General features: G+C 71.4%; 18 protein-coding genes. 12 read left to right on the forward strand and 6 right to left on the reverse strand.

Features of this window, described 5'->3' with window-relative positions; genetic code table 11:
* The first annotated feature begins 24 nt into the window (after positions 1-24).
* Positions 25-1,125 (forward strand): SagB family peptide dehydrogenase, encoded by a 1,101-nt coding sequence (locus ACIGWZ_RS16810; protein WP_400065161.1) that lies wholly within the window; start codon positions 25-27, stop codon positions 1,123-1,125.
* 91 nt (positions 1,126-1,216) lie between these two features.
* On the opposite strand, the gene ACIGWZ_RS16815 is transcribed toward ACIGWZ_RS16810, so the two are convergent.
* Genes ACIGWZ_RS16815 through ACIGWZ_RS16825 form a run of 3 tightly spaced genes read right to left on the reverse strand, consistent with a single transcriptional unit; the run spans position 1,217 to position 3,951 of the window.
* Positions 1,217-2,239, reverse strand: coding sequence for an ABC transporter substrate-binding protein (locus tag ACIGWZ_RS16815; protein ID WP_400065163.1), 1,023 nt, complete (start codon positions 2,237-2,239; stop codon positions 1,217-1,219).
* Between the two features lie 34 nt (positions 2,240-2,273).
* Positions 2,274-3,146: an ABC transporter permease gene (locus tag ACIGWZ_RS16820; protein WP_400065165.1), complete on the reverse strand. Its 873-nt coding sequence runs from the start codon at positions 3,144-3,146 to the stop codon at positions 2,274-2,276.
* Positions 3,136-3,951, reverse strand: a complete 816-nt coding sequence (locus tag ACIGWZ_RS16825; protein WP_400065167.1) for an ABC transporter ATP-binding protein — start codon at positions 3,949-3,951, stop codon at positions 3,136-3,138. Before ACIGWZ_RS16825 ends, ACIGWZ_RS16820 begins: the two co-directional genes overlap by 11 nt.
* Positions 3,952-4,440: 489 nt before the next feature.
* Here ACIGWZ_RS16825 and ACIGWZ_RS16830 point away from each other — a divergent pair, with 489 nt between their 5' ends.
* The 4 genes from ACIGWZ_RS16830 (at position 4,441) to grpE (ending at position 9,538) form a co-directional block, all read left to right on the forward strand.
* Positions 4,441-6,126 (forward strand): ATP-binding protein, encoded by a 1,686-nt coding sequence (locus tag ACIGWZ_RS16830; RefSeq protein WP_400065169.1) that lies wholly within the window; start codon positions 4,441-4,443, stop codon positions 6,124-6,126.
* Positions 6,123-6,815, forward strand: a complete 693-nt coding sequence (locus ACIGWZ_RS16835) for a response regulator (RefSeq protein WP_400065171.1) — start codon at positions 6,123-6,125, stop codon at positions 6,813-6,815. Before ACIGWZ_RS16830 ends, ACIGWZ_RS16835 begins: the two co-directional genes overlap by 4 nt.
* Before the next feature lie 216 nt (positions 6,816-7,031).
* Complete coding sequence (gene dnaK, locus ACIGWZ_RS16840) at positions 7,032-8,903, forward strand: molecular chaperone DnaK (protein ID WP_400065173.1); 1,872 nt, start codon at positions 7,032-7,034, stop codon at positions 8,901-8,903.
* Entirely contained in the window at positions 8,900-9,538 is a 639-nt protein-coding gene (grpE, locus tag ACIGWZ_RS16845; RefSeq protein ID WP_400065175.1) for a nucleotide exchange factor GrpE, read from the forward strand. Before dnaK ends, grpE begins: the two co-directional genes overlap by 4 nt.
* A 92-nt stretch (positions 9,539-9,630) precedes the next feature.
* Here the strand turns inward: grpE and ACIGWZ_RS16850 are convergent, their stop codons facing one another.
* Positions 9,631-10,059 (reverse strand): SRPBCC family protein, encoded by a 429-nt coding sequence (locus tag ACIGWZ_RS16850; RefSeq protein ID WP_400065177.1) that lies wholly within the window; start codon positions 10,057-10,059, stop codon positions 9,631-9,633.
* Between the two features lie 107 nt (positions 10,060-10,166).
* Positions 10,167-11,222, reverse strand: coding sequence for a HEAT repeat domain-containing protein (locus ACIGWZ_RS16855; RefSeq protein ID WP_400065180.1), 1,056 nt, complete (start codon positions 11,220-11,222; stop codon positions 10,167-10,169).
* A gap of 103 nt (positions 11,223-11,325) precedes the next feature.
* Between ACIGWZ_RS16855 and ACIGWZ_RS16860 the strand changes: the two genes are divergently transcribed.
* Positions 11,326-11,550, forward strand: a complete 225-nt coding sequence (locus ACIGWZ_RS16860) for a DivIVA domain-containing protein (protein ID WP_400065181.1) — start codon at positions 11,326-11,328, stop codon at positions 11,548-11,550.
* Between the two features lie 4 nt (positions 11,551-11,554).
* Here the strand turns inward: ACIGWZ_RS16860 and ACIGWZ_RS16865 are convergent, their stop codons facing one another.
* Complete coding sequence (locus ACIGWZ_RS16865) at positions 11,555-13,525, reverse strand: amino acid transporter (protein ID WP_400065183.1); 1,971 nt, start codon at positions 13,523-13,525, stop codon at positions 11,555-11,557.
* Positions 13,526-13,726: 201 nt separating this feature from the next.
* On the opposite strand from ACIGWZ_RS16865, the gene ACIGWZ_RS16870 reads away from it, so the two are divergent.
* The 6 genes from ACIGWZ_RS16870 to ACIGWZ_RS16895 all read left to right on the forward strand — a co-directional run bounded on the left by ACIGWZ_RS16870 (position 13,727) and on the right by ACIGWZ_RS16895 (position 22,119).
* Complete coding sequence (locus tag ACIGWZ_RS16870) at positions 13,727-14,932, forward strand: 4-hydroxybenzoate 3-monooxygenase (RefSeq protein WP_400065185.1); 1,206 nt, start codon at positions 13,727-13,729, stop codon at positions 14,930-14,932.
* A gap of 78 nt (positions 14,933-15,010) precedes the next feature.
* Positions 15,011-16,048 carry a zinc-binding alcohol dehydrogenase family protein gene (locus ACIGWZ_RS16875; RefSeq protein WP_400065187.1) on the forward strand — a complete coding sequence of 346 codons (1,038 nt, stop codon included), beginning with the start codon at positions 15,011-15,013 and terminating at the stop codon, positions 16,046-16,048.
* Positions 16,049-16,501: 453 nt separating this feature from the next.
* Positions 16,502-18,922: a SpoIIE family protein phosphatase gene (locus tag ACIGWZ_RS16880; RefSeq protein WP_400065419.1), complete on the forward strand. Its 2,421-nt coding sequence runs from the start codon at positions 16,502-16,504 to the stop codon at positions 18,920-18,922.
* A 1-nt stretch (position 18,923) separates the two neighbouring features.
* Complete coding sequence (locus tag ACIGWZ_RS16885; RefSeq protein WP_400065189.1) at positions 18,924-20,024, forward strand: substrate-binding domain-containing protein; 1,101 nt, start codon at positions 18,924-18,926, stop codon at positions 20,022-20,024.
* An 11-nt stretch (positions 20,025-20,035) separates the two neighbouring features.
* Positions 20,036-20,815 carry an ATP-binding cassette domain-containing protein gene (locus tag ACIGWZ_RS16890; RefSeq protein WP_400065191.1) on the forward strand — a complete coding sequence of 260 codons (780 nt, stop codon included), beginning with the start codon at positions 20,036-20,038 and terminating at the stop codon, positions 20,813-20,815.
* Positions 20,812-22,119: a sugar ABC transporter permease gene (locus ACIGWZ_RS16895; protein WP_400065193.1), complete on the forward strand. Its 1,308-nt coding sequence runs from the start codon at positions 20,812-20,814 to the stop codon at positions 22,117-22,119. The genes ACIGWZ_RS16890 and ACIGWZ_RS16895 overlap by 4 nt, the downstream gene beginning before the upstream one ends.
* Positions 22,120-22,199: the final 80 nt, after the last annotated feature.

Here is a 22,199-nt window from a genome sequence, read left to right on the forward strand (position 1 = left end):
CCGATGAGAGGCGGCGGCCACGGCATGGACGACCATCCGGACCTCTACCGACGCAACCCCGACCTGCTGCTGGAGTGGGGAGAGGGCGGCGGCCCCGTTCTCGTGGACTGCCGCCGGTGGCGGAAATTCTCCGCCAAGCCCGCGCTCGTGGGGCTCCTCCATCAGCTCGACCGTCCGCAGACGGCCGATGAGCTGCACGATCGTTGGGACGGGGCCGATCACGCCGACGACGTGCACAAGATCCTGGAACGGCTGGCCGCGGCCGGGATCGTGCGGCGCGGCGCACCGGACGACGGCGGCGGAGCGGATGACGGCGGCGGAGCGGAGAACGGGCCCGGCGGCGACGGGTGGACGCCGTACGAACTCGCCGTGCACGCACAGGCCGGGAAGGGCCCCGTTCCCCATGCCCGGCGCGGCACACCGCCGCCCGCCCGCTTGCACCACCCCGAGGCCGAGGACGCCATCGCGCTTCCCGACGGCCACGACGCCCCCAGCCGCCCGCTGGCCCAGGTTCTGGCCGAGCGCCGCAGCGTCCGCGCCTTCGCCCCGGCACCGGTGCCACTGCCGCTCATCGGTGCGTTCCTGGACCGCACCGTCCGGGTACGCGGTCACCTCCCGCCGCGCGCGTACGAGCAGACCCAGCGCCCGGCGCCCTCCGGGGGCGGGCGGCACAGTCTCGAGGTCTATCTGCTGGCCCGCGAGGTGGCGGGGCTGGCGGCCGGGGCCTACCACTACGACCCGTTCCACCACACGCTGCACCGGCTCTGCCCCTGGACCGATGGCGTTGCGGCCCTGCTGCAGCGAACCGTCACCGATCTCGCGCTCATGGACGCCCCGCCCCCGGCCGGGCTCTATCTCGCGTCCTGCACCGGACGCACCAGCTGGAAGTACGAGGGCATGGCGCTCAGCCTGATCTACCGCGACACCGGGTGCCTGATGCAGACGATGAGCCTGGCCGCGACCGATCTCGGGCTGGCGTCCTGCCTGGTCGGCATGATGGAGACGCCCGTGACGGCGCCGTTCCTGGCTCCGTACCGGGACCGGTTGATCCATGTCGGCAGCATGGCTCTCGGCCTGCCCACGGATCCGCTCGCGGCCCCCTCCGTCGAACCGCTCGGCCACTGAGCGCGGAGACGGCGGTCGGCGGGCGGCGGACGGCGGACGGGCGCGCGATGCGTCACCGTCCGCCGCCCGAGTCAGCCCGGGTCGGGCCCGCTCAGCCCTGCTTCTTGACGAACTCCGTGGTGTAGGTCTTCGTCAAGTCCACCGAGGCGTTCTTCAGGTTGGGGTTGAAGGCCTTGAGGACGCGTTCGACGGTGGCCGGGCCGTCGGCCGGCATCACGCCGTCCTTGGTGAACATCGGCAGGGTGTCCTTGATCGCCTGGGCGTAGAGCCGCTTGCCGCCCTGGGCGTAGTCGGACGGCATCTTCGCGGCGATCTGCTCGGCGGTGTGGGTGGACATCCACTTGAGGGTCTTCACAAAGGCGTTGGCCAGCTTCTGGACCGTCTCCTTGTGGCCGTTCACCCAGTCGGTGTTCATGTAGAGGCTGGAGGAGGGGTACGGGCCGCCGAGCGCCCGCCGGGAGCCTTCGGGGGTGCGCATGTCGATGAGCACCTTGCCGAGTTTCTTGTTCACGATCTGCGCGACCGTCGGGTCGGTCGTCATTCCGCCCTGGATCGAGCCCTGTTGGAGGGCGGAGATGAAGGTCTGGCCCGCGCCGACCGCCACCGGCGTGAACTCATTGGTCGGTACGCCGTTCTTCACCGCGAGGTATTTCGTCAGGAAGTCGGTGGACGAGCCGAGGCCGGTGACGCCGAGCTTCTTGCCCTTGAAGTCCTTGGGGGACGTGAGGTCGCCCGCCGCCTTGTTCGACACCACCTCGACCTCGCCGGGGGCGTGGGCGAGCTGGACCACCGACTCCACCTGCTTGCCCTTGACCTGAAGATCGAGGGTGTGGTCGTAGAAGCCGACGACGCCCTGCACATCGCCGGAGACGAGGGAGGTGGTCGCCTGTACGCCGGCCGGTTCGGTGAGCAGGGTGACGTCCAGGCCTTCGGCCTTGAAGTAGCCGAGCTGCTGGGTGAGTCTCGCGGGCAGGTAGATGACCTTGTCGAGGCCGCCCACCATGATCTTGATGCTGCCGTCCTTGGCGTCCGAACCGCCGGCCGGGGAGCCGCCGCAGGCGGTGAGGGTGGCCAGGGCGAGGGCGGCGGCCGACAGCTTGAGTGGGGTGCGCATGATCACGTCCTTGAGGAAAGGGGGCTGGGGTGGTTCAGCGGTCGGTGGAGGTGTCGGCCGGCTTCCAGCGGAAGAGCCGCCGTTCGAGGAAGGCCAGCAGTCCCTCGGCGAGCAGGGCGACGACGGCGAGGATCGCCATGGCCGCGTAGACGCCGGCCGCGTTGAAGGTGCCCTGCGAGGCGGAGACCAGCAGGCCCAGGCCCTTGGTCGCGCCGATGTACTCGCCGACGATCGCGCCGATCAGCGCGAAGCCGAAGCTGACGTGCAGGCTGGTGAAGATCCAGGAGGTGGCGGAGGGGATCACGACCTGGAGGGTGACCTGGCGGTTGCTGGCGCCCAGGATGCGGGAGTTGGCGACCAGGTTGCGGTCGACCTCCCGGGCGCCCTGGAAGGCGTTGAAGAAGACCGGGAAGAAGACGAGTACGACGGCGGAGGCGACCTTGGAGGCCGGGCCGAGGCCGAACCAGATGAGGAAGATGGGGGCCAGCACGATCCGCGGCAGGGCGTTGAGCACCTTGATGTACGGGCCGAGCACATCGGCGAGGAAGCGGATCCGGCCGAGCGCGATGCCCAGCACCACGCCGCCGATCACGCCGATGACCCAGCCGAGCAGCGCCTCGTAGAGCGTGTACCAGATCTGCTCCCACAACGAGCCCTGCGGGGTGCCGTGCAGCGCCCACTGGCTCATCTGTTCCCAGATCTTCGAGGGCATCGAGAAGTTGAAGGGGTCGATGACGGCGGCTCGGGCCAGCCCCTCCCAGAGTCCGATCAGGCCGATCAGGAGCAGCACCCGGGTGCCGTGGACCAGGAGTCTGTGCTTGCGGGCGGCGCGCGCCCTGGCCTGGGTACGGTCCGGTGGGTCGGCCTCGGCGGCGGACTTGGCCAGGGCCACGGTCTCAGGCGGCATGGGCGGCGCCCCTCTCGCGGGTGAGGCGTACCTCTTCGCCGAGCGAGGACCAGATCTCCCGGTAGATCTCGATGAACCGCGGCTCCAGACGTACCGATTCGACCCGGCGGGGGCGCGGCAGGTCGATGGCGAAGACTTCCTTGACGGTCGCAGGACCGGCCGTCATCACCACCACTTTGTCGGCGAGGGCGATGGACTCCTCCAGGTCGTGCGTCACGAAGACGACGGAGGCGCCGGTGCCCGACCACAGGTCGAGGAGTTCGTCCGACATCAGGGCGCGGGTCTGGACGTCCAGGGCGGAGAACGGCTCGTCCATGAGCAGCAGTTCGGGGTCGCTGACGAAGGTCGCGGCGAGGGCGACGCGTTTGCGCTGGCCGCCGGAGAGCTGGTGGGGATAGCGGTCCTCGAAGGAGGCCAGCCCGACCCTGGCGAGCCATTCGCGGGCCCGCTCCTTCGCCTCGGGCTTCGGTACGCCGCGGAACCGGGGGCCGGCCATCACGTTCGACAGGACGGTGCGCCAGGGGAAGACCGCGTCCTGCTGGAAGACGAAGCCGATCTTGTCGCCGATGCCGCGGACCGGCTCGCCGGCGACCAGGACGTCGCCGTCCGTGGGCTCTTCCAGCCCGCTGATCAGCGTCAGCGTGGTGGATTTGCCGCATCCGGTGGGCCCGACCACGGCGACGAATTCGCCGCGTTCGACGACCAGGTCGAGATCCCGGACGGCGATGTGCAGTGCGCCGGACGGGGTCCGGAAGGTCTTGCTCGTTCCCCGCAGTTCGATCGCGGGACTGGGGTGGCTGCTCATGGCCGGGAGGCTAGGAGCGACCCGGGCCACCGCGGCAGCCTTGTGGGCGCAAGCCGCCTTTCTGCGCGCAGTACCTGTTGTGCTCGTTTTGCTCACGCTAAGGGCTGTCCCGTAATGCCTGGCGGGCGCACGACGACAGCTACGGCACTCCCCCAGCTAACGCTGGGAGGTACCCCCACGCCGCGTTGTCGGAACATCCGGATACGCCCAGTATCCGGACGTCCCTCCGCCTTGCGATGCAGCTCGGCTTCCGGGGGACGAATGAAGAGCCGAGACGGAGCGAAGCGGAGAGCATCTGACGCCGTGCGCTGATCCACCAGACATTACGGAACAGCCCTTAGAACGACGGAAGCGTTACCGAGGGGTGGGCAGGCGCTCACCCCTCCGCTTACGGTTCGCTCATCGCGACGTCAATCGGACGAGTCCGTTCCGCGGCGGGGCGGCGGGCCGGGACACAGGGGCGACGGGGAAGGCAAGGGGGTGGCGGGGATGCGGATCCACTGGCCCCGGCGGGTCTTCGCGCAGGTCCTGACCGCGCAGGTGGCCATCACCACGGGCGTCATGGTGCTCGCCACCGGTCTGTTTCTCGCCCCGCTCGGCTCGGAGCTCGACGACCAGGCGATGCGGCGGGCGCTGTCGATCGCCCAGACCGCGGCGGCGGATCCGGATCTGGCGCGGCAGCTGGTCGTCACCAGGCCGGATGCGCGCGGGCCGGTGCAGGCGGCGGCGGAGCGGATCCGTACGGCGACGGGCGCGCTGTACATCGTGGTGATGGACACCCGCGGGGTGCGCTGGTCGCACACCAATGCCGCCGAGATCGGCAGGCATGTGTCCACCGATCCGAGCCGGACCCTTGCCGGGCAGGAGGTGCGGGGGATCGACACCGGCACGCTGGGGCGGTCGGCCCGCGCCAAGGTGCCGTTGCGCAACGGCGGCGGCCGGATCGTGGGCGCCGTATCGGTCGGGATCGCCTACGACAGCGTCCGGGGGCGGCTGCTCGGCATCATCCCCGGGCTGCTGCGGTACGCGGGCGCGGCGCTGGCCGCCGGTGTGCTGGCCGCGTTCGTCGCCTCCCGCCGGCTGCGGCGCCGTACGCACGGCGTCGCGTTCGCCGATATCTCCGCGCTGCTGGACGAGCGGGAGGCGATGCTGCACGGCATCCGCGAGGGTGTGGTGGCCTGTGACCGGCACGGGCGGATCCGGCTGATCAACGACGAGGCCGGGCGGCTGCTCGGTCTGGACGCGTCGGCGGCGGGGCGGGCGCCGGGCGAGGTGCTGCCGCCGGGCCGGACGACGGATGTGCTGACCGGGCGGGTGGCCGGGGCGGATCTGCTGGCCGTCAGCGGCGGGCGGGTGCTGATCGCCAACCGGGTGGCGACGCGGGACGGAGGGGCGGTGGTGACGCTTCGCGACCGTACCGAGCTGGAGCTGCTCGGCCGTGAACTGGACGGCACCCAGGGGCTGTTGGACGCACTGCGCGCCCAGGACCACGAACACGCCAACCAGCTGCACACGCTGCGTGGGCTGCTGGAACTGGGCCGGCACGAGAAGGCGGTGGAGTTCGTCGCCGAGGTGGCCAGCGCCCACCGGGCGTCCGCGGAGCAGATCGCCGAGCGGGTGCACGATCCGCTGCTGTCCGCGCTGCTCGTCGGCAAGGCGGCCATCGCGGCCGAACGCGGGGTGTCGCTACGGGTGTCGGCCGCGACGCTGCTGCCCGATGCGGTGGTCGACCCGCGCGACCTGGTAACCGTACTGGGCAATCTCCTCGACAACGCGCTGGACGCCACCGCCGAGCGCCGCCGGGCCGAACCGTTCGTGGAGGTGGAGCTGCGCGCCGAAGGCAGCACGGCGGTGCTGCGGGTGTCGGACACCGGGCCCGGCGTGCCGCCCGCGCTGCGCGGCGACATCTTCACCGAGGGCTGGTCCACCAAGCTCGCCCCGGCGGCGGCCGCCCATCGCGGCCGGGGCATCGGCCTGGCGCTGGTGCGCCGGCTCGCCGAGCGGTACGGCGGGATGGCGCGGGTGACCGCCCGCGCGGGCGGCGGGGCGGTCTTCACCGTCGTACTGCCCGAGGCGCTGGCCCGGGAAGCGGGCGCCGCCGATACGCCAGGAGGCCCCGGCGTCCGGCCCATGGCAGCCGGCAAACCGGCGAGGGCCGAGGGAGGGACACCATGATCGACGTCCTCGTCGTGGACGACGACTTCCACGTCGCCGAGATCAACGCCGCCTATGTGTCCCAGGTCCCCGGCTTCCGCGTCGTCGGTCGTGCGCACACCGCCGCCCAGGCGCTGGCGACGCTGGAGCGCACCCCCGTCGACCTGGTGCTGCTCGACCACTATCTGCCGGACGAGACCGGTCTGGCCCTGGTGCGGCGGCTGCGCCAGCTCGGCCACCACGCCGACGTGATCATGGTGACGGCGGCCCGCGATGTGACCACCGTCCAGGACGCGATGCGCTGCGGCGCGCTGCAGTATCTCGTCAAGCCGTTCGGCTTCTCCGGACTGCGCGGCAAGCTCGAGGGCTATGCCGCGCTGCGCCGGACCGTCGCGGGCGTCGGCGGGCGCGGCGAGGCCGGGCAGGAACAGGTGGACCGGATCTTCGGCGCTTTCCGTACCGCCGACTCCCCGCACGCCGAGCTCCCCAAGGGCCACTCGTCGGCGACCGTCGACCTGGTCCGGCACGTCCTGGACCAGGCCGGGCGCCCGCTCTCCGCCCACGAGGTCGCCGAACGCGCCGGCGTCAGCCGTTCCACCGCCCAGCGCTACCTCAAGCATCTCGAACGCAGCGGCCACATCACCCTGACCCTCAAATACGGGGACACCGGGCGGCCGGAACACCTCTACCGGTGGGCGAGCGGGCGATGACACGACCCGGCAGCCGGTAGCCATACGGTCCATTTGCCACAAAATCGGTGCATCCTGACAGGTGTGTGGGCACGATTTATGCAGATGGTGTAGGTGGCTTGCTCTCCGTACCAGCGGGTGAGGGTGCCTGTTCAGCGGACCGTACGGCGCAGCCATCGCTGCGCCGCGTCGGCGACCGCTTCGGGAGCGGGCGGGCCGCAAGGTGAGGAGAGGACCATGGCACGCGCAGTCGGTATTGACCTCGGTACGACGAACTCGGTGGTCAGCGTGATGGAGGGCGGTGAGCCCACCGTGATCACCAATGCCGAGGGGGCCCGGACCACTCCGTCGGTGGTCGGGTTCGCCAAGGGCGGCGATGTGCTGGTCGGCGAGATCGCCAAGCGGCAGGCCGTGACCAACGTGGAGCGCACCGCGCGGTCGGTCAAACGGCATATGGGCGATACGCAGTGGCGTTTCCCGGAGAGCGGCGACATCGACGGCAAGCGCTACACCGCGCAGGAGATCTCCGCGCGGGTGCTGCAGAAGCTCAAGCGCGACGCCGAGCAGTACCTGGGCGAGGACGTCACGGATGCCGTGGTCACCGTCCCGGCCTACTTCAACGACGCGCAGCGCACCGCCACCAAGGAGGCGGGCGAGATCGCGGGACTGAAGGTACTGCGGATCGTCAATGAGCCGACCGCCGCGGCGCTGGCGTACGGCCTGGACAAGGAGAACGACCAGACGATCCTGGTCTTCGACCTGGGTGGCGGCACCTTCGACGTCTCGCTGCTGGAGATCGGCGACGGCGTCGTCGAGGTGAAGGCCACCAACGGCGACACCCACCTCGGTGGGGACGACTGGGACCAGCGGATCGTCGACCATCTGGCCAGTCAGTTCAAGAACGCGTACGGCATTGATCTGAAGCAGGACAAGATGGCCACCCAGCGGCTGCGGGAGGCCGCCGAGAAGGCGAAGATCGAGCTGTCGGCGGCGACCGAGACCACCATCAATCTGCCGTATCTGAGTGCGTCGCCGGACGGGCCGCTGCACATGGACGAAAAGCTGACGCGCGCGCAGTTCGAGCGGCTGACCGCCGACCTGCTCGAGCGCTGCAAGGCTCCGTTCCACAACGCGGTCAAGGATGCGGGGATCGAGCTCTCCGCCATCAACGATGTGATTCTGGTCGGTGGCTCGACCCGGATGCCCGCGGTGACCGAGCTGGTCAGGGAGCTGACCGGCAAGGACCCGCACAAGGGCGTCAACCCGGACGAGGTCGTCGCCATCGGTGCCACCCTCCAGGCCGGTGTCCTCAAGGGCGAGGTCAAGGACGTCCTGCTGCTGGACGTCACCCCGCTGTCTCTCGGTATCGAGACCAAGGGCGGCATCATGACCAAGCTCATCGAGCGCAACACCACGATCCCGACCAAGCGGTCGGAGATCTTCACGACGGCCGAGGACAACCAGCCGTCCGTGCAGATCCAGGTGTTCCAGGGCGAGCGCGAGATCGCGGCGTACAACAAGAAGCTCGGGATGTTCGAGCTGACCGGTCTGCCGCCGGCCCCGCGTGGCCTCCCGCAGATCGAGGTGTCCTTCGACATCGACGCCAACGGCATCATGCACGTCACGGCCAAGGACCTGGGCACGGGCAAGGAGCAGAAGATGACCGTCACCGGCGGCTCCTCGCTGCCGAAGGACGACATCGACCGGATGGTCCGCGAGGCCGAGAAGCACGCCGAGGAGGACCGCCGGCGGCGTGAGGCCGCCGAGTCCCGTAACCAGGGCGAGCAGCTCGTCTACCAGACGGAGAAGTTCCTCAAGGACAACGAGGACAAGGTCCCCGCCGAGGTGAAGACCGAGGTCGAGGAAGCCGTCAGTGAGCTGAAGGAGAAGCTCAAGGGCGAGGACACGGCCGAGATCCGCACCGCCACCGAGAAGGTCGCGGCCGTCTCGCAGAAGCTGGGCCAGGCCATGTACGCCGACGCCCAGGCCGCGCAGGCCGCCGGTGGCGCCGAGGGTGCCCCGGCCGGCGAGCAGGGCCAGACCGACGCCGACGACGTGGTGGACGCCGAGATCGTCGACGACGACAAGCAGGAGGGCAGCGCGCGATGAACCGCCCGACCAACGTCCGGGGCCTCCCCCACCCGCCGCTGGCGATCGTCCGCGATCACCCGGACGGCGGCGCCGCCGTGCTCCCGTCCCGCACCGTCCATGGGTCGGGGACCGCCGGTCCGGACCGCGGCACGCCGTCCGGCCACGCCCCCGCCGCGCAGCCGGAGTCGCCGGAGGCCGCGCTCCGCGCCGAACTGCGCGAGCGCACGGCCGATCTGCAACGGCTGAAGGCCGAGTACGACAACTACCGCAAGCGGGTCCACCGTGATCGCCGGGCGGTCGGCGAGATCGCCGTGGCCAATGTGCTGGGCCGCTTGGTGCCCGTGCTCGATGCCGTCGCCGAGGCCGCCGAGCAGGGCGAGCTGACCGGCGGCTTCCGGCGCGTTGCCGAGGCGCTGGAGACCGAACTGGCGGCACTGGGCCTGGAGTCCTTCGGCACGCCGGGCGCCCCCTTCGACCCCAGCCTGCACGAGGCCCTCACCTACACACCCGCCGACCTCCCTCCCGACGCCCCCGCCGGCCGGGTCGAGCGCGCCACCTGCGGGGCGGTCCTCCGGCAGGGCTACCGGGTCGGCGGCCGGCTGCTGCGGCCCGCGCTGGTGGCCGTTACGGACGAGGCGCCTGCCGGGCCGTGACGCCCCGCATCGCCTCGTCCCCTCCCCTTGCCCGCTCGCCGGCCGCCGAACTGGCCACCGTCCACTGGTTCGCCCTCACCGCCGCACGCACATCACCGCTTGTGTTCCACCATCTCCTTGAACTGCTGGAGATCGCCCCGCAGCCCGCGTTCGATCGCGGCGGCCTGGGCAAACCCCTTCGGCCCGCCGAAATCTTCCTTGATGGTGCCCGGGTCGTACTCGAACCGCGCCTGGACGCGGGTGTGCTCGCGGTCGATCGGTAGCAGCGAGACCGTGCCCGCCAGGTCAGGGCCGGTCGTGGTCTGCCAGGTGATCACCTTTTCCGTCTTGCGGTCGCTGATCTCCAGCTCCAGCTCCTGGGACCGGCCGCCCGCATCGAGTCCGAGATGCGTCCGCTCGCCCTCCAAATGGGCTTCGCGGACGCCGTCCACGAACTTTGGATAGCTCTCGACCTGGTGCAGGGCATCCCATGCCAGGTCGAGGGGGGCGCCGATGTCTATGTGCTCTTCGAGCGTGCTCATGGGACACCTCACAGCTCAGTTCACGGCTAACGGGTTACGTCTCCAGGGTGCTCCGGGCGGACAGCGGAAGCGACCGGAGTCGGGCGCCGCCGGGCGGAGCCGATCGATCACTTCCGGGCCGGCCCTTGCAGTGTCGCGGCGGCGGCGTCCCGGACCGAGCGGTCGGGGTCGGTCAGCAGCGGTATGAGGTCCTCCGCGGTGATCACGCCGGACTCTTCGAGGGTGCGGACGGCCAGCCTGCGGACTTCCGGGCAGGTGTCGGACAGCAGGGCGCGGCCCCGGGCGTGCCAGGCGCCGCCGCGGCGGGCCAGGGCACGCAGCGCGGCGGCCCGGGTGCCGGCGGAGGCGTCCGCCAGCGCGCGGGTGAGCGCGCTTTCGTCGTCGGGTACCGGGCGGCGGCCCAGCGCGATGACGGCGGCCCGGCGGACCTCGTCGGCGGCGTCACCGAGCGCGGCGGCCCGGAGCAGGGACCTGCTGGCCGGTGCGAGTGCCGGGTAGCGGCCCAAGGTCCAGGCGGCCGCTCGCCGTTGATGGGCGTCCGCCGCGTCGCGGAGTACGGACGCCAGCTCGGGCTCGCCGTACGGCAGGGAGAGGTCGAATCCGGCCGTGCCCATCCCGGCGGCGGTCTCGTCCAGCCATCTCTCGTACCAGCCGAGGAAGTCGGTGTCGTGGCAGAAGTGGGGCGGCCGCATGTCGAGGTCGGCATTGACGAGGCGTCCGCGGGCCGGGCCGGAGACGACGAGGAGGGTGTAGTGGCTGCAGCCCCGGTGGGTGAGGGTGAGGGCGCCGGGGTAGGGCTCGGCGTCCTCGTCGTCCAGGGCGTCGTACCAGTCCGGGCCCGGTGCGGGGTCGAAGGGCGAGAGGGGGAAGGGCTCGCGCAGATGGCCGGGCCGGACGGCGTCGAGGACGGCGAGGTCCCAGTCCTCCAGTGGCACCAGGCCGTAGTGCGGGCCGGCGCCCGCATGGCCGACCGTGGTGAGGAAGCTCCGGTAGCCCTCCGGGAGCCGGATGCCGTGCTCGGTCTCGAACTCCGTCACCCGGGACTCCGGCAGCGGCGGGCCGAGCCGGAAGCGGTGCGCCTCCTCTCCGAAGGAGTGGGCCCGGCCCGGCAGCCCGGCGACGAGGGCGAGCTTGGCGGCGATCCTGCCCAGACGTTCCTGCACGCCGTATCAACTCCTCGCGGCCCTCCCGGGGTTCCCGCCACTCCGCATCGTGCGCAGGAGTAGCTTTCACCCCGGTACGACGTGAAAGGGAGGGGACGACCGGATGTTTTCCTCGCGCAACGCCCCGGGCCCGGGGCACGAGTTCGGCTTCTCCATAGTGCGGCGCGGCTACGACCGCGGACAGGTCGACGCCTACGTCGAGCGGCTGTCCGGGGCCGAGCCGCCGACGGATCCGCCCGCGTTCGCGTTGACGCGGCGGGGTTACGACCGTGGGCAGGTCGACGCGTACATCGGTGAGCTACGGGCGCGTAACGGCCTCGGAGGGTAGTCGCTCAGCCGACGTGGACGCGGGGCCGGCGGTCCCGGTCGGGTTCGGCCTCGCGCAGGACCTCGCGGGTGACCGGGGCGACCTCGCCCTGGCCGAAGAGGAAGAAGCGGAGGAACTGGGCGAAGGGGTTGCCCTCGGTCCACTCGAAGTAGATGTGCGGCCGCTGTCCGGTGGTGTCGCGGACGTGCAGGAGCAGGGCGGCCAGGGCGTTGGAGATGGTGGAGCTGTCGAGGCAGAGCACGCGGTAGCGGCCGTGCAGCAGCTCGCCGCGGACCCGTAGCTCGCTCTCGAATTCGGACGGGTCGCCGACCGTGACCTCGACGAAGATGACGTCCTCCGCCGTCGGGATGTCGTTGTCGGTACGGATCTGCTGGAGCTTGTCGCGGTATTCGGCCACGTCGCGCTGGTCGGGCTCGTTCGCGATGAAGCGGATGCCGCGCTGGGCGGCGTCGTGGATGAAGCGCTCGGCGGCGTCGTCGAGGACCACACTGGTCACCCGGAGCTCGAAGGCGCGGGCGACGCGGGAGAGGAACGACAGCAGGATGATGCCGGCGATGAAGCAGGCGCCGATCTTCACACCGTCCGGCCGCTCGATGACGTTGACCACGGTGGTGTAGAGGAAGACCAGGGAGATCACGGCGAAGCCGATGGTCCAGCCCCGCTGACGGGCGCGCCGGGCGGCAATGGTCACGGCGATCGCGGCGGAGCTGATCAGGACCAGGACGCCGGTGGCGTAGGCGCCGCCCTGGGCGTCGACATCGGCGTTGAAGATCCAGGTCACCAGGAACGCGACCAGGGTGAAGACCAGGACCATCGGCCGGACCGCGCGGGCCCAGTGGGGCGCCATGCCGTAGCGGGGCAGATAGCGGGGCATCAGGTTGAGCAGCCCGGCCATGGCGGAGGCGCCGGCGAACCAGAGGATGGCGATGGTGGAGACGTCGTAGACGGTGCCGAAGGCGGAGCCCAGGTACTCGTGGGCCAGATAGGCCAGGGCACGGCCGTTGGCCTCCCCGCCGGACTTGAAGGCGTCCTCCGGGATGAGCAGGGTCGTGACGAAGCTGGTGATGATCAGGAAGACGCTCATGATCACGGCGGCGGTGGTGAGCAGCTTCTTCGTTCCGCGGATCCGGCCGCTGGGGCGCTCTTCGGTGTCCTGTTCGTCGCCTTCGACATGCGGCATGACCGCGACGCCGGTCTCGAAGCCGGACAGTCCCAGCGCGAGTTTCGGGAAGACCAGCAGGGCCACCCCCACCATCGCCACCGGGCTGCCGTGTTCGGTGGTCAGTGCGTGCGACCAGTCGGTGACGACATGCGGCGCGGTGGCCACATGCCACAGTCCGACGACGACCACGGCCACATTCAGCGCGAGGTAGAGCCCCACCAGGACGACCGCCACCCCGATCGCCTCCAGGAAGCCCTTGAGGAACACCGCACCGAGCAGGGCGACCAGGATCAGGGTGACGACCAGCTGCTGGTTGTGCAGGACGCTGTTGACGTGCGGGTTCTCCACCAGGTGGGTGGAGGCGTCGGCCGCCGACAGGGTGATGGTGATCAGGAAGTCGGTGGCGGCGAAGCCCAGCAGGGTCAGAACGAACAGCTTGCCCTTCCAGAACGACAGCAGCCGCTCCAGCATCGCGATCGACCCCTCGCCGCGCGGGCTCTCCTCGGCCACCCGCCGGTAGACCGGCAGCGCGCCGGCGAGGGTCACGATGACCAGGACGATGGTGGCAATCGGCGACAGCAGGCCCGCCGCGAGGGCCGCGATGCCTGGCTGATATCCGAGGGTGGAGAAGTAGTCCACGCCCGTCAGGCACATCACCCGCCACCACCGTTGCCCCTTGTGCGTGGGCTCCGGCTGGGGGTGTGCGCCCTGCTGATGCTTGGCCATATCGGCCAGGCCTTCCAGCATCCACGCCCGCAGGCGATGACGTACCGAGGCGCTGGATGCCGGACCAGCGGGGGCGGGGGCGGTCATGCGGGTACTCCTGTCGTACGACGAAAGCTCGTGGCCATCGACGAGACGGCCAGGTCAGGGTACGCAACCTGCTTGGCGTGCTCGCGTCGGCATGCCGGTTTCGTGTACCGCGGGCGTCTGCGGGGGTCCGGGACGGGCCGCCCGCGTCAACCGCCATACTGCGTACGATCTTCGTCCCCGGTTCGAAGGGAAACCCTCGACGTGTCGTCGCCCTCCCCTGCCCTCACCCGCACCTGCGTCGCGATCATCGGCGCCGGTCCCGCCGGGCTCACCCTGGCGAATCTGCTGCGCGGCGCCGGGGTCGACTGCGTGGTACTGGAGGCGGAGAGCAGGGATTTCATCGAGCGGCGGCCGCGCGCCGGCTTCATGGAGGAGTGGGCGGTGCGGGCGCTGGACCGGCACGGACTCGCCGACCGGCTGCTGGAACGGGCCGAGACCCAGGCGGAGTTCGAGTTCCGGTTCGACGGGGAACGGCAGGTGCTGCGGACGGCGGAGCTGTCGGGGAGCCGCCATTTCGTCTATCCGCAGCCGCTGCTGGTCACCGATCTCGTCGCGTCCTATGCGGACGCACAGGGCGGCGATGTCCGGTTCGGCGTACAGGATGTGCGACTGCACGACGTGGCGGGCGACCGGCCCGCGGTGACCTACGCCGATCCGGTCACCGGCGCGCGGCACCTGATCGACTGCGACTTCATCGCGGGCTGCGACGGCGCGCGGGGGGTGAGCCGGGCGGCGATACCCGCCGACCGGATCGCGATGACGCGGTACGACCACGGCGTCGCCTGGCTCGCCCTGCTCGCCGAGGCGCCGCCGTCCGCGGACGGGGTGGTCTTCGGCATCCACGAGAGCGGGCTCGGCGCCCATATGGCCCGCAGCCCCGAGGTCACCCGCTATTACCTTCAGGTCGCGCCCGGCGAAAGCGCCGAGAACTGGTCGCATGCGCGGGTATGGGACGCGCTGCACACCCGCCTCGCCGCCACGGGCGCCCGGCCGCTGACGGAAGGACCGCTCGCCGAGAAGGTGGTCCTGGCCATGCACAACTACGTGGTGGAACCGATGGCCCACGGCCGCCTCTACCTGGCGGGGGACTCGGCGCACCTCGTCGCGCCGATCGCCGCGAAGGGCATGAACCTCGCGATCAACGATGCGCTGCTGCTCGCCGATGCGCTGATCGCGCATTACCAGGGTGACGACGGCGGCCTCGCCGGCTACTCGGCGGCGTGCCTGCGGCGCGTGTGGCAGTACCTGGAGTTCTCGCAGTGGCTGTCGGACGTGCTGCACGGTGCCTCCTCGGGCGACCGCTTCCGGGCGGGCACGGCCTCGGCCAGGCTGCGTCGGCTGCTGGGATCGCCGTCCGCGGCGCGGGCGTTCGCCGGGTTGTACATCGGCGAGGAGGCGGATCTTTGATGCCGCCGAGGCGGTGCCCCCGCGCGCCCCGAAAGGCCACCGTTTGCCCGCATCGTCGGGTGGCGCGACGCTGGAGGCATGGCGCCGGGTTCCGGTCCGGACGTCCCGGACGTACTGTCCGGCTGGGTCGTCGAGCGACCCGGCCCGGTGGCGTCCGGGCCCTTGGCGGCTGTGCGGCGTGACGTGCCCGGGGCAGGACCCGGGGAGCTGCTGCTGCGGGTGGAGGCGTGCGGAGTGTGCCGTACGGATCTTCACCTGGCGGAAGGGGACCTGGCGCCACACCGACCGTCGACCGTGCCCGGGCACGAGATCGTCGGGCGGGTGGTCGCGGTCGGCGCGGGGGTGACCCGCTTCGGGGTCGGTGACCGGGCCGGTGGGGCCTGGCTGCGGGGGACGGACGGCGTCTGCGCGTACTGCCGGGCGGGCCGCGAGAATCTCTGCCCGGCGTCCCGGTACACCGGCTGGGACGCGGACGGCGGGTTCGCGGAGGTGGCCGTCGTTCCCGCGGACTACGCCTATCCGCTCCCGGACGACCGGAGCGCCGCGCAGCTGGCGCCGCTGCTGTGTGCCGGGATCATCGGCTACCGGGCGCTGCGCCGCAGCGCGCTGCCGTCCGGCGGGCGGCTGGGGATCTACGGGTTCGGGGCTTCGGCGCATCTGGCCGCGCAGGTCGCGCTGGCCGAGGGAGCGACCGTCCACGTCCTGACGCGGTCGGCACAGGCGCGTGAACTCGCCCTCGCTCTGGGCGCGTCCTCGGCCGCCGACGCCTACGACCGCCCGCCCGAACCGCTCGACTCGGCGATTCTCTTCGCGCCGGTCGGCGACCTCGTACCGGTGGCCCTGGAAGCGCTGGACCGGTCGGGCACCCTCGCCATCGCCGGCATTCACCTCACCGATGTCCCCGCGCTCAGCTACCAGCGCCACCTCTTCTACGAGCGCAATCTGCGCAGCGTGACCTCCAATACCCGGCAGGACGGGCGGGAGTTCCTGGAGACGGCGGCGCGGATCGGTATCCGGGTCACGGTCAGTCCCTATCCGTTGAGCCGCGCTCCGGAGGCGCTCGCCGATCTGGCGGCCGACCGGGTACAAGGGGCCGCCGTACTGGTGCCCGGCTGAGCCGGGGAGCCGACGCCGGTCGCGGTTTTCCTGCCCGAACTCCTTTACCGGGGTGGGTACTTCGGCCGCCGACCGCGGAGGGGCGCCCCCGCCTCCGCCCGCCGCGGTAGGTGCCGGTGGGTACGGGCCTCGGCGAGGGCCTGGGCGGCGGACCGCCGGTGGCGGCGCGCCGAGCTCGGCGGGCCCCTCCTCCGGTCCGCGGCCGCACCGGCCCGGCGGAGCGCGCCACCGTTCCGGAGGGGTGGGCCTTCCGCCCGTACCGCTGCCGTCGGCTCCCGTCGGCCGCCGTCTCGACTCGCTCCCCTCTCCCCGGATGCCGCACCATGGAGGAGAGGCGATAAATGGCGAAATGTCCGATGAGGTGGGGCCGGGGTGGATGCCCCGGCCCCGAGGGCGGATACGGCGACCGTGGCTTACGACGACGGCTTCCCGCGTACGGAGGCGGTGCAGGCAGTGACCGCGCGGGTCCTTGGCTCTTCCGGCGCTGAGCTGACCGCCGTCTACGTGCCGGCCGAAGGGGACGGCGATCTTCAGCTGGCCGAGGCGGTCGGAGGCTCCGGCGTCCCCTCCGGGCTGCCGGTGCGCTATGCGCGGTCCGGCGACTCCCCGGTCGCCACGGCCTTCCGGACGGGGCTTCCGCAGTGGCTGGGGCCGGACGAGGGCGCGGCCAACGCTTCGGTGGGCGTGCTGCCGCTGGGCGACGACACCGACCGGCTGGGCTGCCTGGTGGTCGTCGACAAGGGCGCGGACGCCTTCGGTGCCGACCGGCGCAGTCTGCTGGAGCTGCATGCCGACCAGGTGACGACGGGGCTGGAGGCGGTGGCGGCGCGGGTCATCGGGCGGGCCGGGGGCGCGGTGGAGCGGCGGCCGCAGGGGCGGGCGCTGCTGGGGCCGGGGCTGGACGCGCTCCGGGGCGGCGCCTTCATCCTGGGGCTGGGCACCGGGCGGATGGACGCGGACGCGCAGGTGCTGGAGCTGTTCGGCATCGCGCCGCAGGAGTTCGACGGGCGGGTGGAGACGCTGCTGGCGCGAACCGTCCCGGACGATGTGCCCGCGCTGATGGCGATGGTGGAGCCGGACCGGGTGTCCGCCGCGAGCCAGCTTCTGTCGTTCCGGATCCGCCGGCCGAACGGCGAACTGCGCTGGCTGAGCCTGCGCTGCCGGGTGCGGGCCGCCGCCGACGGCACGCCGGACCGGATGCTGGGCGTGGTCGCCGACGCCGCGTATCTGCGGCCCACGGCCGACGAGGTCGCCATCGTGCAGCGGCTGTCCGCCTCGCTGGCCGGGACGACGACCACGCGGGACGTCAGCCGGGTGGTCGCCGCGGCCCTGCGGGCGCCGCTGGGTGCCGCCCGGGTGGCGGTCGCCGAACTGGAGGCGGACCGGTTCGTGGTGACCGACCTCGATCCCCCGGATCCCGACGCCTGGCCCTCGGCGTGGCGCTCGGAGTGGCGTTCCGAATGGCCCGATGCCTCGTGCCACCAGCTGCCCACCCTGGAGGCCGCGCTACGGGCCGGTCAGGTGGCCCTGTGGCCGCCGGGGGCCCCGCTCGAACCCGGCCTGGAAGGCGTCGCCCCCGGCGGCCTCGCCGTGCTGCCGCTCCCCGCGGACGGCCGGATGGTCGGGGTGTGCCTGGTCGGCTGGGACGAGGAGCACCGGTTCGGGCCCGAGGAGCGGTCGCTGCTGACCGCGACCGCCGCTCTGGCGGGGCAGGCCCTGGTCCGTGCGCATGCGCTGGATGCCCGGCACGAGCTGACCACGATGCTCCAGCGCAGCCTGCTGCCCCGCAAACTGCCGAAGCTGGCCGGCGGAGTGGCCGCCGCCCGCTATCTGCCCGCGACCGTGGGACTCGACGTGGGCGGCGACTGGTACGACGTCATCCCGCTCTCCGACGGTCATGTCGCGCTCGTCATCGGCGATGTGCAGGGGCACAGCGCCGGAGCCGCGACGATCATGGGCCAGATGCGCACGGCCATCAGGGCCTACGCGGTGGAGGGCCACCCGCCCGATGTGGTGGTCGCCCACACCAACCGCCTGCTCGTCGGCATGGAGACGGACCTGTTCGCCACCTGCTGCTATGTCGATCTGGACATGGAGGAGGGCATCGCCTGGTTCGTACGGGCCGGGCACCTTCCGCCGCTGCTGCGGTACCCCGACGGCAGCACCGAGGAGATGCGCGTCGAGGGCGGCCCGCCGCTGGGCGTGATCGCGGACGGCGAGTTCCCGCTGACCGAGGTCGGGCTGGCCCCCGGCACCGTACTGGCCCTGCTCACCGACGGTCTGGCCGAGTCGGCGAGCCTCCGCCTGGAGGACGGGCTGCGCAAGGCGCGCGAGGCGCTCGGCGCGGCGGACCCGGCCGATGCCGGGCGGGTGGCCGAGGAGCTGATCGGCAGCGCCAAGCGGCGCGACGACGATGTGGCGGTGCTGGTCCTGCGCTACGACGGGATGCGCAGCCGTCCGACCCGGGCCCGCTGGACCGTCTGGCGGCTCCCCGACGCCGTCATGCACGCGCGTCGCTTCACCGCGCGCACGCTGCGCACGTGGCGGGTGACGGAGGAGTTGGACGTGGCCCTGCTGGTGGTGTCCGAGCTGGTCACCAATGCCATCGCGCATACGCAGGGCGAGGTGCGGCTGGATCTGACGCTGGCCGGGGACCGGCTGCGGATCGCGGTGAACGACGCCTCGCCGCGGACGCCCGTCAAGCCGGTGAGCGTGGACTGGGAGTCGACCGGCGGCCGCGGTCTGCTGCTCGTCGAGGCGATGTCGGCGTCCTGGGGCTCGGTGCCGCTCAGCGGCGGCAAGCAGGTGTGGAGCGAACTCGCGCTGTCGCCGCGCGAGCGGCTGGGCTGCGGCGACGCGGAGGAGGTCCGCTGAGGTGACTGCTCTCCCGCACAAGGCCGCCGTCGTCCTGGCCGGGCTGTGCCTGGCCGTCGGGGCGGGCGCCTGCGGGAACGCCCGGGAGGTGGGCAGGTCCGGCGGGCCCGCCCCGGGCGGCGGTGCGCAGATCGCCCTGCTGCTCCCCGACTACACCTCCCGTATGCAGCAGTTCGACAAGCCCCTGATCGAGCGGAAGATCCATCAGCTGTGCCCCGCCTGCCGGGTGCAGTTCGCCAGCGCGCAGCACGATGTGGCCACTCAGCAGCAACAGGTGGACGCGATGATCACCAAGCGGGTCAAGGTGATGATCCTGGACGCCGTCGACTCCAAGTCGATGCGCTCCTCCGTCGAGGACGCCCACCGGGCGGGCATCCCGACCGTCGCCTACGACCGCCTCGCCGAGGGGCCGGTCTCGGGTTATGTCTCCTTCGACGGCGACCAGGTCGGCCGGCTCCAGGGCGAGGGGCTGCTCAAGGCGATGGGTGACAAGGCGCACGGCGGCCAGATCGTCATGATGAACGGCGCCGCGTCGGACCCCAATTCCGCCTGGTTCCAGAAGGGCGCGCTGGCCGTCCTCAAGGGGAAGGTGAAGATCGGCAAGGCGTACGAGACCGCCGGGTGGCGGCCGGAGAACGCCAATATCAATATGTCCGGCGCCATCTCGGCGCTCGGTGCCGAGAACATCGACGGCGTCTACTCCGCCAACGACGGTCTCGCCTCCGGCATCATCGCCGCCATGCGGGCCGCCAAGATGGATCCGCTGCCGCCGGTCACCGGCCAGGACGCCGAACTCTCCGCCCTGCAGCGCATCGTCACCGGCGAGCAGTACATGACCGTCTACAAGCCGTTCGCCCCCGAGGCCGCCGCCGCGGCCGAAATGGCGGTCGCCCTGGTGCACGGCAAACCGCTCGACAAGATCGCCACGCGCACGGTCGACAGCGCCACGACCCGCGGCATCCCGACCGTGCTACTCACCCCGATCGCGGTGACCGTCCACAACATCAAGAGCACCGTCGTCAAGGACGGCATGTACACGGTCGATCAGATCTGCACCCCCGATTTCGCGGCCGCCTGCACCAAGGCCGGACTCATCAGGTAAGGCGGGTACCCATGTCCGCACCGCCGCTGCTCTCCCTGCGCGGGATCTTCAAACGGTTCGGCGCCGTGCAGGCGCTCGCGGACGTCGAACTGGACGTCCACGCCGGACAGGTCGTCGCGCTGGTGGGCGACAACGGCGCGGGAAAGTCCACGCTGGTCAAGGTGATCGCCGGCGTCGACCCGGCCGACGAGGGCGTCATCGCGTGGGAGGGCCGTACGGTCCAGATCGCCCGGCCGCACGACGCCCGGCACATGGGCATCGCGACCGTCTACCAGGACCTCGCGCTGTGCGACAACCTCGACGTCGTCGGCAATCTCTTCCTCGGCCGCGAGATCCACCGGGCCGGTGTCCTCGACGAGGTGGAGATGGAGCGCCTCACCCTGGACCTGCTCGACACGCTCGCCATCCGGATGCCCGATGTGCGCCTGCCCGTCGCCTCCCTCTCCGGCGGCCAGCGGCAGACCGTGGCGATCTCCCGCTCGCTCCTGGGCGAGCCCCGCATGGTCCTGCTCGACGAGCCCACGGCGGCGCTGGGCATCGAGCAGACCGCCCAGGTCCTCGATCTGGTCGACAAGCTGCGCGAACGCGGCCTCGGGGTGCTCCTGGTCAGCCACAACATGGGCGATGTCAAGGCCGTCGCGGACTGGGTCGCCGTGCTGCGACTGGGCCGGAACAACGGGTTCTTCGACGTCACCAGCACCTCTCACGAACAGATCATCTCCTCCATCACCGGGGCCACGGACAACGCCGTCACCCGCCGTAAGACCCCCGGGTGGGAGGTGGAGCCGTGAGCCGCACCTGGACGCTCAGAAAGCACAAGCCGTCCGCCACGGGAGACCGGGGCGCCGACGGCCATGGGGCGGGGAGGCCGTCCCCCGCCGCCCGACGGCGCCGGGGCGGACCGCCCGAGCACGGCATACAGGGGGCCCTCGCGTCGTTCGCCCGCCGCTTCCGCAGCGGCGAACTCGGCTCGGTCCCCGTCGTTCTCGGCCTCGTCGTCGTGTGGCTGATCTTCGAAAGCCTCAACAGGAACTTCCTCTCCCCGCGCAATCTGTCCAACCTCAGCGTGGACATCGTCGGCACCGGCCTGATCGCGATCGGCATCGTCTTCGTGCTGCTGCTCGGCGAGATCGATCTCTCGGTCGGCTCGGTGAGCGGCCTCGCGGCGGCCGCGTTCGCGGTGCTGAACGTGAACCAGGGCATGGGCGAGGGTCTCGCGGTGCTCCTGGCGGTGCTGGCGGGTACGGCCATCGGAGCCGTACAGGGATTCTTCTTCGCCAAGGTCGGGGTGCCCGCCTTCGTGGTCACCCTTGCGGGCCTGCTGGGCTGGAACGGCCTGATGCTCTACATCCTGGGCACCAGCGGCACCATCAACCTCGACGACAAGGGCCTGGTCGCCATGCTGACCGGCCACTACTTCACCGATGTCGCCGCCGCGTACGGCCTGGCCGCGCTCGGCACCGCCGGGTACTTCCTCGCCTCGTACCGGGACACCATGCGCCGCCGGGCCGCCGGCATCCCCTCCCGCCCGCTGCGCGAGACCCTCCTGCGGACGGCCGTCCTCGCCGCCGTCGCGCTCGCCGCGGCCTATGTCCTCAACCAGTTCCAGGGCCTGCCGCTGGCCCTGCTGATCTTCCTGATCTTCCTCGTGGGCCTCGACTACGTCCTCCGCCGCACGCCGTACGGGCGGATGATCTTCGCCCTCGGGGGCAGCGTCGAGGCCGCCCGCCGGACCGGTCTCAATGTCGGCCTGGTGCGGATCTCGGTGTTCATGATCTCCGGGACGATGGCCGCGATCGGCGGCCTGTTCCTGGCCTCCCGCGTCACCTCCGCCAGCCAGTCCTCGGGCTCGGGAAACCTCCTGATGGACGCCATCGCCGCGGCGGTCATCGGCGGCACCAGCATGTTCGGCGGCCGGGGCCGGACCTGGTCCGCCCTCCTCGGCGTCCTGGTCATCCAGTCGATCGCCTCCGGCGTGGCCCTCATGGGCATCCAGACGGCCGTCCAGTTCATGATCACCGGTGGTGTGCTGCTCATCGCCGTGGTCATTGACTCGCTGTCGCGGCGTGCGCAGAAGTCCCACGGCCGGGTGTGAGGGGAATTTCGGCGAACGGGAGCCGCGTGCGGTTGCGGATACCGACGCGGGCGCCAAGCATGGAGGGAAATGTGCCGACG

The sequence above is a fragment of the Streptomyces sp. NPDC053427 genome (genome assembly GCF_044544985.1).
GTDB lineage: Bacteria > Actinomycetota > Actinomycetes > Streptomycetales > Streptomycetaceae > Streptomyces.

What these genes read in the sequence shown, in the direction of transcription:
- ACIGWZ_RS16810 (WP_400065161.1), top strand. Translation starts at nt 25, where the DNA reads ATGGACGACCATCCGGACCTCTACCGACGCAACCCCGACCTGCTGCTG.
- ACIGWZ_RS16815 (WP_400065163.1), bottom strand. Translation starts at nt 2,239, where the DNA reads ATGCGCACCCCACTCAAGCTGTCGGCCGCCGCCCTCGCCCTGGCCACC.
- ACIGWZ_RS16820 (WP_400065165.1), bottom strand. Translation starts at nt 3,146, where the DNA reads ATGCCGCCTGAGACCGTGGCCCTGGCCAAGTCCGCCGCCGAGGCCGAC.
- ACIGWZ_RS16825 (WP_400065167.1), bottom strand. Translation starts at nt 3,951, where the DNA reads ATGAGCAGCCACCCCAGTCCCGCGATCGAACTGCGGGGAACGAGCAAG.
- ACIGWZ_RS16830 (WP_400065169.1), top strand. Translation starts at nt 4,441, where the DNA reads ATGCGGATCCACTGGCCCCGGCGGGTCTTCGCGCAGGTCCTGACCGCG.
- ACIGWZ_RS16835 (WP_400065171.1), top strand. Translation starts at nt 6,123, where the DNA reads ATGATCGACGTCCTCGTCGTGGACGACGACTTCCACGTCGCCGAGATC.
- dnaK (WP_400065173.1), top strand. Translation starts at nt 7,032, where the DNA reads ATGGCACGCGCAGTCGGTATTGACCTCGGTACGACGAACTCGGTGGTC.
- grpE (WP_400065175.1), top strand. Translation starts at nt 8,900, where the DNA reads ATGAACCGCCCGACCAACGTCCGGGGCCTCCCCCACCCGCCGCTGGCG.
- ACIGWZ_RS16850 (WP_400065177.1), bottom strand. Translation starts at nt 10,059, where the DNA reads ATGAGCACGCTCGAAGAGCACATAGACATCGGCGCCCCCCTCGACCTG.
- ACIGWZ_RS16860 (WP_400065181.1), top strand. Translation starts at nt 11,326, where the DNA reads ATGTTTTCCTCGCGCAACGCCCCGGGCCCGGGGCACGAGTTCGGCTTC.
- ACIGWZ_RS16865 (WP_400065183.1), bottom strand. Translation starts at nt 13,525, where the DNA reads ATGACCGCCCCCGCCCCCGCTGGTCCGGCATCCAGCGCCTCGGTACGT.
- ACIGWZ_RS16875 (WP_400065187.1), top strand. Translation starts at nt 15,011, where the DNA reads ATGGCGCCGGGTTCCGGTCCGGACGTCCCGGACGTACTGTCCGGCTGG.
- ACIGWZ_RS16890 (WP_400065191.1), top strand. Translation starts at nt 20,036, where the DNA reads ATGTCCGCACCGCCGCTGCTCTCCCTGCGCGGGATCTTCAAACGGTTC.